This window comes from Gilliamella sp. B14384G12 (assembly GCF_016101825.1).
GTDB lineage: Bacteria > Pseudomonadota > Gammaproteobacteria > Enterobacterales > Orbaceae > Gilliamella > Gilliamella apicola_N.
This window is the reverse complement of sequence record NZ_JACFPU010000001.1, coordinates 283,148-299,725: the sequence shown is the minus strand read 5'-3', so window position 1 is coordinate 299,725 and position 16,578 is coordinate 283,148. Positions and strand designations below refer to the sequence as shown.

Below are 16,578 nucleotides of genomic sequence, written 5' to 3'. Positions count from 1 at the left end.
TATATGCAATATACTTCATTCCACGCCTTAGTCAGTTCATTGATCTTTTTGGTTTATTGGTTGATGATCGTTGCTACGACGTTACGAATTGTGTTTAAACGAAGACCAACTACCTATGTAATTGCATGGATGCTAGTGATTTATATTTTACCAATAGTTGGAATCATTCTTTATTTCTCGTTAGGAGAGGCTCATCTAGGACAACAGCGTGTTAAACGCGCACAGAAAATGCGTCCAATCATTGCTAACTTTATAAATAGAATTAGCATTTTTCCAGATATTTTCACAACCCAAGTCAGTCAAGTTAGTAAACCTATTTTTCAACTTTGCAAACACCAAACAGGGCTTGATGGTATAAACGGTAACCATATTGAACTGCTGAGTGATACTGACGCAATTTTTGATCACCTAATTGAAGATATCAATCAAGCAACTTCTAACATCGAGATGGTATTTTATATTTGGAATAAAGGTGGACGAGCCGATGATGTTGAAAAAGCATTGATTGAAGCAACTAAGCGTGGTGTGACTTGTCATTTAATGGTAGATTCTGCTGGTAGTCGCCGTTTTCTTAGAACAGATGCAAGTAAAAGAATGCGCGAAGCGGGAATCATTATTATTGAAGCCCTAAAAGTTAATTTACTTCGATTTATGTTTAGGCGATTAGATTTAAGACAACATCGTAAAGTTGCAATCATAGATAACTATATCTCATATACGGGTAGCATGAATATTGTCGATCCTCGCTTTTTTAAACAGAATAAGCATGTGGGTGAATGGGTCGATATTATGGTCAGGATGCGTGGTCCTGTTACCACGTTAATGGGTGCAATTTATGCTAGTGATTGGGAATTAGAAACAGGTACCGATCTTGCTTTACCCCAAATTACTGACTTTGCCGAACCCCCAGAAGAAAAAAAACATATTATGCAACTTATTGCTTCAGGTCCTGGTTATACAGAAAACATGATCCATCAGGTATTATTGACAGCAATTTATGCAGCTCAAAAACAAATTATTTTTACTACCCCCTATTTAGTTCCAAGTGACGACATCTTACATGCGGTATGTACTGCAGCTCAGCGTGGAGTAGAAGTTATTATTATCGTTCCCAAAAAGAACGATTCCTTAATGGTTAAATGGGCTAGTCGAGCATTTTTTTCAGAATTGCTTGAGGGAGGGGTCAAACTTTATCAATACAATGATAATTTATTACATACTAAAAGTGTTTTAATTGATAATCAGCTTAGTTTAGTCGGTACAGTCAATTTAGATATGAGAAGCTTATGGTTAAATTTTGAAATTACAACTGTCATTGATGATGCTGAATTTGCCCAATCACTTTTTTCTCTTCTACAAGGGTATTTAGCACAGTCTGAAAAAGTTAATATTGAAATATGGAAACAGCGACCTATTTGGCAACGTATTGTTGAACGATTATTTTACTTTTTTGCCCCATTACTGTAATAATTAGATAAAATTATTACTTATTATAACTAATAGCCATTTTGGGATAAATCGGGAACAAAACGGTTATCATTAATTCGAAATACTTCTGTTTCAAGCATACCATCATTGGTTAATGTTATTTCACGCCAACCGGGCGCATCTTTATCAGCTAACCCAAAATTATAACTATTAGGTTTAAATTGTACACAAGTTGAAGGCGTAGAAAATGCTTTACATGTATACCATTGATGATCTTGGCTTTGATGGATATGCCCCCACCCTAATCCTTTTATTTGAGGATAAGCTTGTATAGTTTTTTCCAACTCAACACTATTTTTCAAGATATGCTGATCCAGCCAGTGACACTCTGAATTGATAGGATGATGATGTAAAAAGACTAGTGCATTTCTGTCAGAATATCTATCTAAATTTTTTTGTAAAAAAAGTAATTCTGAATCCGCTAATAAGCCGTAGGCTTGACCTTCAACCTGACTATTTAAAAGAATAATTACCCATTTATCACTTAACAAAGCAACTTTATTATCTAAAAGTCGATAATTAGCAAAAACGGATTGCATGTATTCATAGTTATCATGATTTCCAGGCAACCAAACACAAGGAGTATTTAATGTGGTTATTTGCTCTGCAAAAAATTTATAAGCTTCTTTTGTACCATCTTGAACAAAATCGCCTGTTGCTACAATTAAATCATATGTTCTACTGCATTTTTTAATCTCATCGATTACAGCCAAAAAACTTGCGTTTGAATTCACTCCAAGCAAAGCACAGCTTCCATCAGCAAAAAGATGGGTATCCGTAATCTGTAATATTTTACCGTAATTTTTATTTTTTGTTGGAAGCTGTAAAAGTGACTCCAAAATTCACCTCAGTTATTCATCAATATAATATTGTTAATAATGTTTATAGCAAAACAAAACATTGCAGTAAACTATATAATTTTATTATAAATCCTAGCGTTATATTAAAGTGTAAAATAGATCACATTTTAATGAAAGAAATAATTAAATATAATTAGTAATTACTTCCATTCATTTTTTAGATTTAAATAATTGAGTTGCAACCATTGCAAAGCAATAATTGATGCTGCATTATTAATTACTCCATTTTCAACCCATTTATAAGCTTGCTCTCGACTGACAACATGAACTTTGATATCTTCATTTTCTTCCGCAAGTCCATGAACCCCTGTTGCGGTTGATGCATCAACTTCACCAACCAAAATATGTAATTTTTCAGTTAATCCTCCCGGAGAAGCTAAATAACTAATAATAGGTTTGCATCGACCAATGGTAACACCTGCTTCTTCAATTGCCTCACGCCTAGCCACTTCTTCAAATGATTCATTTTCATGATCCATCATTCCCGCTATCAACTCTAACATCCATGGGGTTTCTTGAGTTTCAATTGCAGCGATACGGATTTGTTCAATTAAAACAACTTCATCACGTTTAACATCATATGCTAACAAGACCACAGCATGGCCGTGCTCTAACACCTCTCGGGTAACGACATCGCTCATTGAACCATCAAATTTACGATATTGAAAACGATATTCTAGTAAAGAAAAGAAACCTTTATAAAGTACCCGTTTAGTTAGATTAAATACATCATTTTGGTTAAAATTTATTGGATTATTTTTTATTTTCATATTGTGTCTCGTTTTGGGCTGAATTTTAATAAAAAGTGCGAATGGCAAATAAACTATGCTTACTATATGCTAATTATCTGTTAAAATCGCACAAATGAAAATACAATTATATTTTAATGTTTTTAAAGAGATGATTGATGAAAAAAACGCTAACCTTTTTAATCGGCTTAACATTAAGCCAAGCAGTTTTTGCTGAAAATTTGATTCAAGTTTATGAACAAGCTAGAGAGACAAACCCAGATTTACGCAGTTCTTTAGCAGAAAGAGAGAAAGCTTACTCAGCAATTTCAGGTTCACGAGCAAGTTTATTACCACAAGTTGGTCTAAATGCATCTTATGGTGTAACACATGGTCGCCGCGACATCAGTGGACAAAAAAATAAAAGTGGTAATTTATATCAAGTAACGGTATCACAAAGTATTTTTAATTTCTCAAGTTGGAAAGCTTTAGATATTACGAAAAAACAAGCAAGTATTGCTGATATCGCTTATCAATATCAAGGTCAAACATTAATTTTAAATACTTCAGTTGCTTATTTTAATGTATTAAAAGCACTTGATGCCTTAAGCTTTATTGATGCTCAGAAAGAAGCAATTGGTCGCCAATTAGAACAAACGCGTCAACAACATCAAGTTGGTTTAGTGGCTATTACCGACGTACAAAATGCTCAAGCTAATTATGATTTAACAGTGGCTCAACAAGTTAACGCGTTAAATGAGTTGAATAATTCAATTGAAAACTTGCGTCAAGTGAGTGGTCGTTTTTATTCTAGTTTAGCGACTATTGATACCAAAACATTTAAAACAGAAGAGCCAACTCAAATTAATGCATTGTTAAAACAATCCGAGACATCTAATCTCAATTTATTAACAATGAAATTAAATCAAGATATTGCCCGAGAACAAATTAAACTTGCACAATCGGGTTATATGCCTACTGCAAGTATAGATGCATCAACAAACTTAAATAAAAATGAGAGGTATGGAAGTTACTCCTCAAACGGTGCAATCGGGTCTCATCATAGTAAAAGCTATTCTGGTAATAACTATGTTGGTGTAAGTGTCAACATGCCGATTTTTTCTGGTGGCGCAACTATGTCACAAGTTGAACAAGCCCAGCATAATTTTGTCAGTTACAGCGAGAAATTGGAAAGCACTAATCGTAGTGTGATTAATCAGGTTCGCTCATCTTACAACAATATTGCAAGCTCAATCAGTTCAATCAGAGCTTATCAACAAGCTGTTGTGTCTGCCGAAAGTTCATTAGAAGCAACATCATCTGGATATCAAGTTGGTACTCGTACCATTGTTGATGTGTTAAATGCAACAACTCAGCTTTATAGTTCTAAACGAAATTTATCCGATGCAAAATATAATTATTTAACAAGTTTACTACAGTTGAAATATGCCATTGGTACTTTAACCGCTGATGACTTGGTATATTTAAACAATATGTTAGGTAAAGAATTAAGCACTTTAGCTACCATAAAATAATAATCATTGCTGATTATTTTGCAACCATTTACATAAAAGGCGTTTTTTATCGCCTTTTATGTTATTATCGACTTTATTGAGAATTTAAATAAAGTAAATTTAAATTCTTTAAACTAACTTAAACTTAAAAAAAACTTCTAGTTATCATAGTGAATTTGTGATAAATTCAATAAAAATCTTAAGTTTAGGAAGCTGCTGTTTATCGGACTTATAAAGCAGATGAACCTCTCTTTCTGGTGGTAAAAAATCTTGTAATATTGGTAATAATTTATTCTGACGAATAAGCTCACTCAGCATTGAGTGAGGTAACATAGTTATACCCAAACCTTCGACAGCGGCATTTGCTAAAGCTAAAGTATCATTACTTTCTAAAGATCCTGATATGGGAATATTGATTACTTTTCCATTAATAGTAAAAGGCCAAAGATAATTTTTTTTAGTTGGATTGACATATTGATAAATTAAACACTGATGTTTTTTTATATCATTAGGTGTCGCTGGTATACCTTTTTTGGCAAGATAAGTTGGTGAAGCTGCAAAAATAAGTTTGTAAGAATTGAGTTTACGAGCAATATAACTTGAATTAGATAATTCGCCAATTCGAAAAACAATATCAAAATCATCTTTAACTAAATCGACATAGCGATCACTTAATTGAAGATCAACATTTACTTTAGGGTAGCTTTTCATGAACCGACTAAGCACAGAAATTAAATTAAAATGTCCATAACTCACTGGCGCACTAATTCGAAGTCGACCTTTAGGCTCTTCAATAAATTGTTGCGCTAATGTTTTTGAACTTTTCACTTCATCAAGGATAAATAAACACTTTTCATAATACTGTTTACCAAACTCTGTTAACTTTTGAGATCGCGTCGTACGATTCAGTAACTTTAAGCCTAAATAATCTTCTAAAAATACCACATATTTGGCGACCATTTGTGGTGATGTATTTAATGAAATCGCTGAAGCTGCAAATGAACCCGTTTTTACGGTCAATACAAAAGCTTCCATACTTCTTAAAAGATCCATATTACCAACCCTCAGTTGTTAATAAAACAATTTTAATATCATTTATTATCTTTTATTTTAAGAGAATAATATAACAAATTCATTCATCACTAAGGAATTAATAAGTTAAAAAAATTGAAATAATTGAAGCTGAGTTTGTAAGTCAAGCTTGAGCTAAATTATTTATTCAAGCTCACTATCAAGTCATGTTATGTAATTCACGAGATAAAAGAACATTATAAAGATGATATTTATAAAATAATCATTAATCAAAATTTAAATAACAATTTCAAAGGTGGATAAGAAAAAATGGTCAACACAGATTTAAGATATACTGTTATTACTGGAGCTAGCTCAGGAATAGGTTATGCAACTGCGATCGAATTTGCAAAACGAAATAAACCACTAATTGTTATTGCTAGGAGGCAAGAGCAGTTAACTTTACTCAAACAAAAAATTGCGGATATTAATCCTAAATTAGATGTCATTATAAAGAAATGTGACTTGTCTGTTTCGAGCAATGTTCATTCACTTTTTACAGATTTAGAACCATATTTTATTGAGACATGGATTAATAATGCCGGTTTTGGCCACTATGGCAGTGTTGGCGAGCAAGATTTAAACAAAATAGAGTCGATGTTGCATTTAAATATTGAGGCATTAACTATCCTATCAACGCTCTATGTGCGTAAATATCATAATCAATCAGGTACGCAACTTATCAATATTTCATCAAGAGGAGGATATACTATTGTTCCAAATGCGGTCACCTATTGTGCAACCAAGTTTTATGTGAATGCTTTTACTGAAGGATTAGCGCAAGAATTGATACAAGCTAAGGCACAGTTACGTGCGAAAGTTCTAGCACCCGCGGCAACGCAAACAGAATTTGGACAAAAAGCCAATAATGTTGATAAATATGATTATGATAAAAGTTTTGCAAAATATCATTCCGCCGATGACATGGCGCAATTTTTGTTAGCATTATATGATAGTGATAAAATCATAGGAGAGATCAACACGACAGATTTCTCATTTTCGTTAAAAGATAGCATACTTCCTTATTCTGGAAATCCTTCACAAAATCAAAAAATTTAAGAGAAAAATTAATTTATTTTACTCATTAATAAAAAGAAAGGATTTAAAGTTTATAAATCTAAAGATAGATAATATGTTTATCTAATATCATTAACTGTCGACACTTAGGGGATAACAACATTGCTATCCCCCTTACTTTACCTTTCATTTATAACATAATACTAAAATTAAAATAACGGCAATAGGATTTATTATTAAGGATTTCAATTATTAGCTAAGACCGATAATAACAGCTTAAATCCAATAAATTTTATACTGAAACATATACTTAATCTGAAACTTTTTTACAAAAAAACGCTCTGACATGTGCATAAATTAAGATTTAAGGTAACCTAATTGCCGATATATGAACGTACATTTAGATTAGACTTTTCAACAATTCTATTATAGCTATTCTGTCTTCCACTTTTTTAACTGCTCTTTCTAATAAAGAATTGCCATCCATTAATTATTGAATAAGAATGTTTTTTTAATATTTGTTAATATCTAGAAAATTTTTACAAATTTACTGCTATTTGTGAAACATGCAACGTCAAATAATATTGGATTACGTTAACAGGTATGAAAATAAAGTATTGTAATTTAAACACAAACTTTATTTGTGAAAGATTATTACATCCGATGAAACAGTAATGGTATTTGAAAAAGATGCCGAATGAGATTTTATTTGAGAAGGTCGACAAAAACAGAAATAGTTACATTATAGTTAGTTAAATAAACATTTATAATCGAAAAAGAGACTTAAATAAATATAACTTTAATGAATAAATTTTTATACTAAAACGTATGTGTAACCTCAAACATCTTAACAAGCATATGAATTTGTTAAGATGTTATTTTAAAAATGCAGATATGAATTATGAAATTCGCATACCTGGTTTTGCTCCGCTATCCGGTGATAAAAGGTAAACACCCTCACCATCGTCTTTACCACTCGCACAAAGAACCATACCTTCTGAAACGCCAAAACGCATTTTACGTGGAGCTAAGTTTGCAATCATAATCGTTAAACGACCAATTAAAACTTGAGGATCAGGATAAAATTGTTTTATGCCCGAAAACACATTACGCGTTTCATCACCAATATCGAGAGTCAATTGCAATAATTTATCAGAACCTTCTACAAAAGTAGCATTCTTGATTAATGCAACGCGCATATCAACTTTAGCAAAATCATCAAAATTAATGGTATCAGCAATTGGCTCAGCTACTTTTTCTTTAGCAGGTGCTGTCGATGTAGTTAATTCTTTAGTTTCTTCAATCATTGCAGTAATTTTATCCATATCAATTCGGTTAAATAAGGCTTTAAAGCGATTAATGGTATGTCCAGTTAAGGCGTTATCAATACTACGCCATTCCAATTGGCTATTTAAAAACTCTTCGGTACGCTGTGCTAACGATGGTACAACAGGTTTTAAGTAAGTCATTAGAATACGGAATAGGAAAATACCCATTGAACAAATATCTTGTAAAGCTTGATCTTGTCCTTCTTGTTTAGCCACAACCCACGGTGCTTTTTCGTCAATATAGCGATTTGCTTCATCTGCTAATGCCATAATTTCGCGAATAGCCTTACTTGATTCACGTTGTTCATAGTAATCGGCAATCACTTTGGCCTTTTCAACAAATTGCGCATAAAGCCCTGGCTCTGCAACTTTATCAGATAATTTGCCATCAAAACGTTTGCTAATAAATCCAGCCGAACGCGATGCGATGTTCACAACTTTATTTACTAAATCACTATTAACACGTTGTACAAAATCTTCTAAATTTAAATCAATATCATCAATATGTGGTGATAATTTTGCCGCATAATAGTAGCGCAAACAATCTGGATCTAAATGTCTTAAGTAAGTGCTTGCTTGAATAAAAGTACCGCGTGATTTAGACATCTTCGCACCATCAACCGTAACATAGCCATGTACAAAAATATTGGACGGTTTTCGATGTTCACTACCATCAAGCATCGCTGGCCAAAATAGGCTGTGGAAATAGACAATATCTTTACCAATAAAGTGATATAGTTCAGTAGTTGAATCTTTACTCCAGAATTCATCAAAGATTGCTTTGTTATTTTTATTACAATAATTAAGGAAAGAGCCCATATAACCGATTGGCGCATCTAACCAAACATAAAAATATTTGCCCGGTGCATCAGGAATTTCAAAACCAAAATAAGGAGCATCACGACTGATATCCCATGGTTGCAAACCTGCTTCAAACCACTCTTGCATTTTATTTGCTACTTGTTCTTGCAATGTACCAGAACGGATCCAAGCTTGTAACATGTTTGAAAAAGCAGGCAGATCAAAAAAGAAATGTTCCGATTCTTTCAAAATTGGCGTTGCACCCGAAACAACTGATTTTGGTTCAATCAAATCAGTAGGATTATAAGTAGCACTACATACTTCACAGTTGTCACCATATTGATCTGGTGCTTTACAACGAGGACATGTCCCTTTAACAAAACGATCGGGTAAAAACATCTGTTTTTCTGGATCGAATAATTGCGAAATAACTTTAGTTTTAATATAACCGTTAGCTTTTAAACGCTTATAGATTTGTTCTGATATTTGACGATTTTCAGGGCTATGAGTTGAATGGTAATTATCATAACTAATGTTAAAACCAGCAAAATCGCGTTGATGTTCAATTTTAACTTCTTCAATCATCTGCTCTGGTGTAATACCCAATTGCTGAGCTTTAAGCATAATTGGCGTACCGTGCGCATCATCGGCACAAATAAAATAGATTTCGTTACCGCGCATACGTTGAAAACGTACCCAGACATCTGCTTGAATATGTTCAAGCATATGACCCAAATGAATTGAACCGTTTGCATATGGAAGTGCACAAGTCACCAATATTTTGCGTTGCGTTGTCATGTTAATTAATTACCTTCTATTACATAATGACAGAAATAGTACATCAAACGTGTGATTATCGCTAGATTTATGCCATAATTTGATAAAATTTCTTTATATACTCAACAGTATTGTAAAGTGTCAAAGCCCAAAATGTTAGATTTAAGAAGTCTGCAACATTATATTTTACACTTTATAAATAAAGGCAATACTTGAAATAGTCTAAAGCCAAAGCAATATGAGTATAAAGTAAATGTAAAAAATAAGGCTAATATCATGGAAGCGAAAAAAATTCTGGAAAATTTTACTCATCCTACCTTACAAAAAAATTTGATTGAACTTGGTGCTGTTAAAACTTGTGAAATAGTCGATCAAATTCTAATCATAAAGTTAGTTATGCCATTTGCATGGCAAGTTGCTTTTGAAGAACTTAAATCAGCGCTCACGCCACAGTTACTCAAACTTATCAATGTTAAAGAAGTAAAATGGCATATTGAATACAATATCGCTACACTTAAGCGTGCCAACAACCAACATGCAATAAACAATATAAAAAATATCATTGCCATTAGCTCTGGTAAAGGTGGTGTTGGTAAATCGTCAACTGCCGTTAATTTAGCACTTGCACTACAAAAACAAGGCGCCAGTGTAGGTATTTTAGATGCAGATATTTATGGTCCATCCATTCCCACCATGTTAGGTACAGAAAAACAACAACCCTTAACACCAGATAATAAACACATGACCCCCATAATGGCATATGGACTCGCCAGTAATTCAATTGGCTATTTAGTGGATTCTGATGGTGCAATGGTATGGCGAGGTCCAATGGCTAGTAAAGCTTTATTGCAAATCTTACAAGACACATTTTGGCCTGAACTTGATTATTTGGTTATTGATATGCCACCAGGAACGGGCGATATCCAGTTAACACTTGCGCAAAGTATTCCCGTTACAGCCGCGGTCATTGTCACAACTCCACAAGATATCGCACTCATTGATGCTAAAAAAGGGATTACCATGTTTACTAAAGTTAATATTCCTACTTTGGGTATTATTGAAAATATGAGTTACCATATTTGTGAAAACTGTGGTCATCACGAAGCAATTTTTGGCGAAGGCGGTGCAAAGCGTCTATCTGAACAATATCAAACATCGTTACTCGGACAGATCCCCTTACATAAAATTTTGCGCCAAGATCTGGATACAGGCAAACCAACGGTTATTAATCATCCAGAAAGTGAATTTACCCAAATTTATTGTCAAATTGCAGGCCGCATTGCCAGTGAGCTTTATTGGCAAGGTCAAGCTATCTTACCAGATATATCCTTTAAAGCACTTTAATGCACAAAAATATATTGGCTTTTAATGACTAAAAGCCAATATCAAGATAGATTTTAAAAAATAGTAATCGAATAAAGCCTTTCAGATTTGATATTTACTTTTTCAATTGACTAAATTCCGCTTTAGCTTTAACTAACTGTTTATTAAACTCTTCATTGGTATGTAGCTGTGCGACCACGGCGGCTGCCATCACTTTGGCTGCATCAACATCACTTTGCCAATGATACCCACAAATTACTCGACTTTCCCCAATTTCATAGCCACGTTTTAAAATTTCGTTTTGGCGTTGTGGGTTTATTTCGGCAAGCACTAACGAAATAGCAAATCCTAAAGTAGTATGCCCAGATGGATAAGAACCATTGGTTGATAATGTTTTCTCATCTTCAGGTCGACAAGTTGGTTCATTGAAAAATGAAAATGGTCGAACCCGATTATAATGAACTTTTGCAGATCGTGTTGCAAGATCACCTGCATCTTCTTTCATTGTGGTAATAAGCTTATAAATCTCTGGTGTTTTAGTGCTCGAAATCTCATATCCAAAAGAGGGGGAAAATTGTTTAGTAACATTATCTTTTGTCGCATCCGCATCTAAATATGCCTGATGTCCTCGTTCCGTATTACGCATGGATTTACCCCAATCATATTGAGCTTTATCTCTAAGAAATTCAATACTATTGTAAGCGGGTGGTTGTGGCAAAAGTAATAGACTGTCTGGAGCTTGATCTTCTCTAAGGTAATAATCTTGCGGATCAGTTGTTACATCCTTTGCTTCAATGGCAAACACATTCGTACATAATAAAGAACAAATGATAATACTCTTTACAAAAACTTTTTGCATACCTATCTCCTCAATAAAAATAATATTTGAAATTTAGTCAGTTACTTTAATAACATAAATTTACTTATTCATTTTTTAAAGTGATAAAAAGCATTTGCGTTAGATTGTTAAATCGCTGCTTAATAATACTGACTTATTTATAAATTGATTAATCATAAATTGGATTTTATATTAATAAATCATGATGTTTTATTATGTGACAATAGTCACATTTCAATATTAAACAACGTATACGACCGAATCTAAAAAATTTTATAAAAAGTATCATTTTGGATTAAAGAGTAGAAAAACTAAACTATCCATCAACTGATTCTAACTTTCCATTACACAAAAATTTTGTCACGAAACATAAAAAACACAGCGCCAAGCAGACATAGACCAGCCCAAATAAAATCAGTTTTAAAAGGCTCTTTTAAGATAAAGATTGAAAATGGAATAAAGACAGATAAACTAATTACTTCTTGAATAATTTTTAACTGACCCGCGGTTGCGACTTGAAAGCCAATACGATTGGCTGGAACTTGCAATAAATATTCAAAAAGTGCAATTCCCCAGCTTATAAACACTGCAATAATCCAAGTTTGATTATGCAAAAAGCGTAAATGCCCATACCATGCAAACGTCATAAAAAAATTACTTAAAATGAGTAAACAGACAGTAATAATAAGTTGATTCATAATAATCATTAGTGTATTAAAATAGGGGAATTCATTATATACCTTTGCATAAATAATACGCAAAAGGGTGAGGTTATTTTTAGTTTTATTGCATTGCCATCAATAACTTTAATAAAGAGATCAATTGTGGATTTTAAGCAAAGTAAATTATTGCTGCTCATTGATTCTAGCTTTATAGTAAATGAAAATTAAAAACTTCATTCACTTCAACTCGACACAAAGGAAACCATTATGCAAAAAAGAGTAAATCAAGTTACTATGAAAGGTCATCCTATCACGTTACTCGGACCTGAAATCAAAGTGGGTGATAAGGCGCCCGATTTTGTTGTCGAAAATAGCAAAATGCAACCGGTAAAATTATCGGATTTTAAAGGTAAAGTCAGAATTATTAACTCAGTACCTTCCATTGATACATCGGTATGTAGTGCTCAAGTGCATCGGTTTAATGTCGAAGCAACAAAATTAAAAGATACCATTATATTTTCAGTCAGTGTCGATTTACCTTTTGCATTAAATCGCTATTGTTCAGCAGACGGAATTGATGAGGTTAAAGTCACATCAGATCACAAAACGCTTGATTTTGGATTAAAATATGGCGTTGTAATTGAAGAAATGCGTTTATTGGCACGTGCGGTATTTGTCGTTGATAAAAATGATAAAATTGCTTATGTCGAATATGTTAAAGAGACCTCAAATGAACCTGATTACGATAAAATATTAAAGGTAGTCAATACTCTGTTATAAAAAACAAGTGCAATAATGATATTCATGCCGCCTTACTGTAATAGGTGGCCTTTGTTAAGATTTATTAATTCGATATATGTAACAATGTTCAATATTCAGTTATAATTACCAATAATCAATTTATCCCGTCTTTAATTAAAATCATGAATAATGCTAAAAAGCGCTCTCGGATCTGGTCATCGATTCTTTGTTTAGCTTTTGCTGGATTTATTTTCAATACCACCGAATTTGTACCGGTTGGTTTACTGCCTAATATTGCGGAAAGCTTTTCGATGGATGTCGCTCATGCAGGGTTATTATTAACGATATACGCTTGGGCGGTATCATTACTATCATTACCTCTGACAGTATTAACATCCAAAATGGAGCGTCGCAAGCTCCTTATTTTTCTGTTTTGTCTATTTATTGGCAGCCATCTATTAGCTGGCTTTGCTTGGGATTTTTATAGTTTAATGACCGCTCGCATTGGTATCGCTTGTGCACATGCAGTATTTTGGGCTATTACCACGCCGTTAGCGGTTCGATTAGCGCCGAATGGCAAAAAGGCCAAAGCGATGAGCTTTATTGTAGTAGGCACATCTATGGCAACAGTACTCGGTATTCCTATTGGTACCAAAATAGGGGAATTAGTTGGTTGGCGTATCACGTTTTTATGTATTGGAGGCATTGCCTTTGGTATTTTAGTTTTATTGATTTACTTACTTCCTAAAGTACCTAGTATTAATACTATATCTATCAAGGATCTACCAAAAGTGCTAAAACGTCCAGCCTTACTTAATATTTACTTATTAACGGCTATTATTATCACCGGACATTTTACTGCCTATACTTACATTACGCCATTTATGATGAGAGTGGGAGGATTCAGTCAAGAAATTGTTGTCCATCTATTATTAGTTATTGGATTTTCAGGCATGATTGGCAGTGTCATTTTCACTCGATACTCAAGTAAATACCCAACAGCGATATTAGTTGTACCTGTAATATTATTGATGGCGTGCTTATTATCACTCTACTTCAGCTCATTTAATCTCTACACCGCGATGATGCAAGGCATGATATGGGGATTAGCAATTACAATTATTGGTATGGTCATGCAAAGTAAAGTGATCGATGTCGCACCCGATGCAACTGACATTGCCACATCTGTTTATTCAGGAATTTATAATATTGGTATCGGCGGAGGAGCCTTTGTCGGCAGCCAAGTATTAGTAAAACTATCAACGGATTATATTGGGTTAGTCGGTGCTATTTTTGTGATCCTCGCGTTACTTCTTTTCTTCTTTTTATCTAAAAAAACTTGGTAAAAAGCAAATAAGCGCTGGTTGTAACAGCGCTTATTAATTTTGTTTATTGATTGGCAGTAAAATTCATTACTGTTGACTAAGTGCTTCTAACTGTTCCCAGCGTTCAAAAACTGCATCTAATTCGGCTTCTTTATCACTTAATGATTGTAAAACGGGACCGGTTATATCATGAGGTTGATTAAAAAAGTCACTTTGACCAATTTGTGCTTGTAAATCAGCAATCGCAATTTCAAGCTGTTCTATTTTGCTTGGCAACTGGGCTAATTCACGTTGTTCGTTATAGCTAAGTTTTACTTTCTTTTTAACCGCAGATTCTTTATTTTGATTATTATTAGTATTTGATTCTTTTTTAGGTTGTTGACTGCTATTTACCGTCGAAACTTTAACGGGTTGAGCCTGCTGCTGTTGTTGCAACGCATCAGCATAACCTCCAGCATAAATACCAATATGCCCTTTCTCTTCGAAGAACCAACACTGCGTAACAACATTATCAACAAATTGCCGATCATGGCTTACCAATAAAACAGTTCCTTGATAATCATTGACCAGTTCTTCTAACAATTCCAACGTTTCAATATCTAAATCGTTTGTTGGTTCGTCCAATACCAATAAATTGCTAGGTTTTAAAAACAGTTTTGCCAATAACAAGCGATTACGTTCTCCGCCAGATAATGCCCTTACTGGCGTTCTAGCTCGTTTAGGTGGAAACAAGAAATCCTGCAAATAACCCAATACATGACGCGAACGACCGTTTACCATCACCTCTTGCTTGCCTTCGGCCAAGTTATCCATTACTGTTTTTTCGGGATCCAGCTCTAAACGATACTGATCAAAATAGGCGACTTCAAGCTTAGTGCCGCAATGTACGCTACCCGAAGTTGGTGTTAAATTACCAAGCATCAGTTTTAACAAAGTAGTTTTACCAATACCATTAGGACCAATCAGGGCAATCTTATCACCTCGTAAAACTTGCACTGAAAAGTCATTGACTAATAATTTATCATCGACTTGATAAGTCACGTTTTCCAATTCAAAAACGATTTTTCCAGAACGTAACGCTTCCTCAATTTGCATTTTAGCGCTGCCCATCACTTGGCGACGCTCAGAATAGTCTTGTCGCATCGCTTTCAATGCGCGTACACGCCCTTCATTACGAGTACGACGCGCTTTGATACCTTGGCGGATCCACACCTCTTCTTGCGCTAATTTTTTATCGAATTCGGCATTTTGCAGATCTTCAACACGCAACGCTTCTTCTTTACCAAGTAAGTAATTATCATAATTACCACTCCAAGAGGCGATTTTGCCACGATCTAAATCAATAATTCGTGTCGCCATTTGACGAATGAATGAACGGTCATGTGAAATAAATACAATGCTACCATTAAAGCTTTTTAAAAATTCTTCTAACCATTTAATGGTTTCAATGTCTAAATGGTTAGTTGGTTCATCAAGTAATAAAACGGTTGGTTGACAAACCAAAGCTTTGGCTAAAGCAGCCTTACGCAGCCAACCTCCAGAAAGTGATGATAATTGAGCTTCACTATCTAGGGATAGCGATGAAATCACATTACGAATTCGATTTTCAAGTTGCCAACCATTTTGGTGATCGAGCTGTTCTTGCATTTTAGCTAGTTTCGCTAAATTACTTTCACTGGGTTCTTGCTCAACTCGATGCGACAATTCGTGATAATCTTTTAACAACTGAGCTTGTTCTTGTAATCCTTCTGCCACAAAATCGAATACATTACCTTGAACATCACGGGGCGGATCTTGTTGTAAGCGTGACACAACAACATTATTTTCATAAACAATTTGTCCTTCATCCAATGGTACTTCTTTATTAAGCACTTTAAGTAAAGTGGATTTACCTGCACCATTACGACCTACAAGACAAACGCGTTCGTTCACTTCGATCGCCATATCAATATGATCTAATAAAGGCGCATCACTGAATGAAAGATAAGCATTGGTAAGATTAATTAATGACATATTTATGATTTTTATTTGGATATTAAATAATAAAGCGTTATTCTATCACAAAGTTGTGAAAGGCAGCTAAAAATCAACTTTCAAAGAAAGAA

At 33.9% G+C, this 16,578-nt stretch carries 13 protein-coding genes; 6 read left to right on the top strand and 7 right to left on the bottom strand.

The annotated features are described in order from the left end of the window. Positions 1-3: 3 nt before the first annotated feature. Positions 4-1,467: a cardiolipin synthase gene (cls, locus tag H3S73_RS01335; protein WP_198235712.1), complete on the top strand. Its 1,464-nt coding sequence runs from the start codon at positions 4-6 to the stop codon at positions 1,465-1,467. 29 nt (positions 1,468-1,496) lie between these two features. On the opposite strand, the gene cpdA is transcribed toward cls, so the two are convergent. Both cpdA and nudF read right to left on the bottom strand, forming a co-directional pair. Further along, entirely contained in the window at positions 1,497-2,327 is an 831-nt protein-coding gene (gene cpdA / locus H3S73_RS01330; RefSeq protein ID WP_198226975.1) for a 3',5'-cyclic-AMP phosphodiesterase, read from the bottom strand. Between the two features lie 161 nt (positions 2,328-2,488). Continuing rightward, positions 2,489-3,118, bottom strand: a complete 630-nt coding sequence (gene nudF, locus H3S73_RS01325; protein WP_198235711.1) for an ADP-ribose diphosphatase — start codon at positions 3,116-3,118, stop codon at positions 2,489-2,491. A gap of 137 nt (positions 3,119-3,255) precedes the next feature. On the opposite strand from nudF, the gene tolC reads away from it, so the two are divergent. Then, the gene (gene tolC, locus H3S73_RS01320; RefSeq protein ID WP_198226971.1) at positions 3,256-4,611 is read left to right on the top strand and encodes an outer membrane channel protein TolC; all 1,356 of its coding nucleotides are present in this window, start codon (positions 3,256-3,258) and stop codon (positions 4,609-4,611) included. Between the two features lie 144 nt (positions 4,612-4,755). Here tolC and H3S73_RS01315 read toward each other — a convergent pair whose 3' ends face one another. Then, positions 4,756-5,643, bottom strand: coding sequence for a LysR family transcriptional regulator (locus H3S73_RS01315; protein ID WP_198235710.1), 888 nt, complete (start codon positions 5,641-5,643; stop codon positions 4,756-4,758). Between the two features lie 288 nt (positions 5,644-5,931). On the opposite strand from H3S73_RS01315, the gene H3S73_RS01310 reads away from it, so the two are divergent. Then, positions 5,932-6,720, top strand: coding sequence for an SDR family oxidoreductase (locus H3S73_RS01310; protein ID WP_198226967.1), 789 nt, complete (start codon positions 5,932-5,934; stop codon positions 6,718-6,720). An 857-nt stretch (positions 6,721-7,577) separates the two neighbouring features. Here the strand turns inward: H3S73_RS01310 and metG are convergent. Next, entirely contained in the window at positions 7,578-9,605 is a 2,028-nt protein-coding gene (gene metG, locus H3S73_RS01305; RefSeq protein WP_198235709.1) for a methionine--tRNA ligase, read from the bottom strand. A 255-nt stretch (positions 9,606-9,860) separates the two neighbouring features. Here metG and apbC point away from each other — a divergent pair, with 255 nt between their 5' ends. Then, a complete protein-coding gene (gene apbC, locus H3S73_RS01300) occupies positions 9,861-10,928 on the top strand; it encodes an iron-sulfur cluster carrier protein ApbC (protein ID WP_198235708.1) in 1,068 nt (355 codons plus the stop codon). A gap of 94 nt (positions 10,929-11,022) precedes the next feature. Here apbC and H3S73_RS01295 read toward each other — a convergent pair whose 3' ends face one another. Together H3S73_RS01295 and H3S73_RS01290 are read right to left on the bottom strand one after the other, a co-directional pair. Further along, positions 11,023-11,766 carry a phosphatase PAP2 family protein gene (locus H3S73_RS01295; RefSeq protein WP_198235707.1) on the bottom strand — a complete coding sequence of 248 codons (744 nt, stop codon included), beginning with the start codon at positions 11,764-11,766 and terminating at the stop codon, positions 11,023-11,025. A 323-nt stretch (positions 11,767-12,089) separates the two neighbouring features. Beyond that, entirely contained in the window at positions 12,090-12,443 is a 354-nt protein-coding gene (locus tag H3S73_RS01290) for a DMT family protein (protein WP_065739149.1), read from the bottom strand. A gap of 231 nt (positions 12,444-12,674) precedes the next feature. Between H3S73_RS01290 and tpx the strand changes: the two genes are divergently transcribed. Together tpx and H3S73_RS01280 are read left to right on the top strand one after the other, a co-directional pair. Beyond that, the gene (tpx, locus tag H3S73_RS01285; RefSeq protein WP_198235706.1) at positions 12,675-13,187 is read left to right on the top strand and encodes a thiol peroxidase; all 513 of its coding nucleotides are present in this window, start codon (positions 12,675-12,677) and stop codon (positions 13,185-13,187) included. Between the two features lie 143 nt (positions 13,188-13,330). Then, complete coding sequence (locus H3S73_RS01280) at positions 13,331-14,494, top strand: sugar transporter (protein ID WP_198235705.1); 1,164 nt, start codon at positions 13,331-13,333, stop codon at positions 14,492-14,494. Between the two features lie 66 nt (positions 14,495-14,560). Here the strand turns inward: H3S73_RS01280 and H3S73_RS01275 are convergent, their stop codons facing one another. Then, positions 14,561-16,486: an ABC transporter ATP-binding protein gene (locus H3S73_RS01275; protein ID WP_198235704.1), complete on the bottom strand. Its 1,926-nt coding sequence runs from the start codon at positions 16,484-16,486 to the stop codon at positions 14,561-14,563. Positions 16,487-16,578 lie beyond the last annotated feature (92 nt).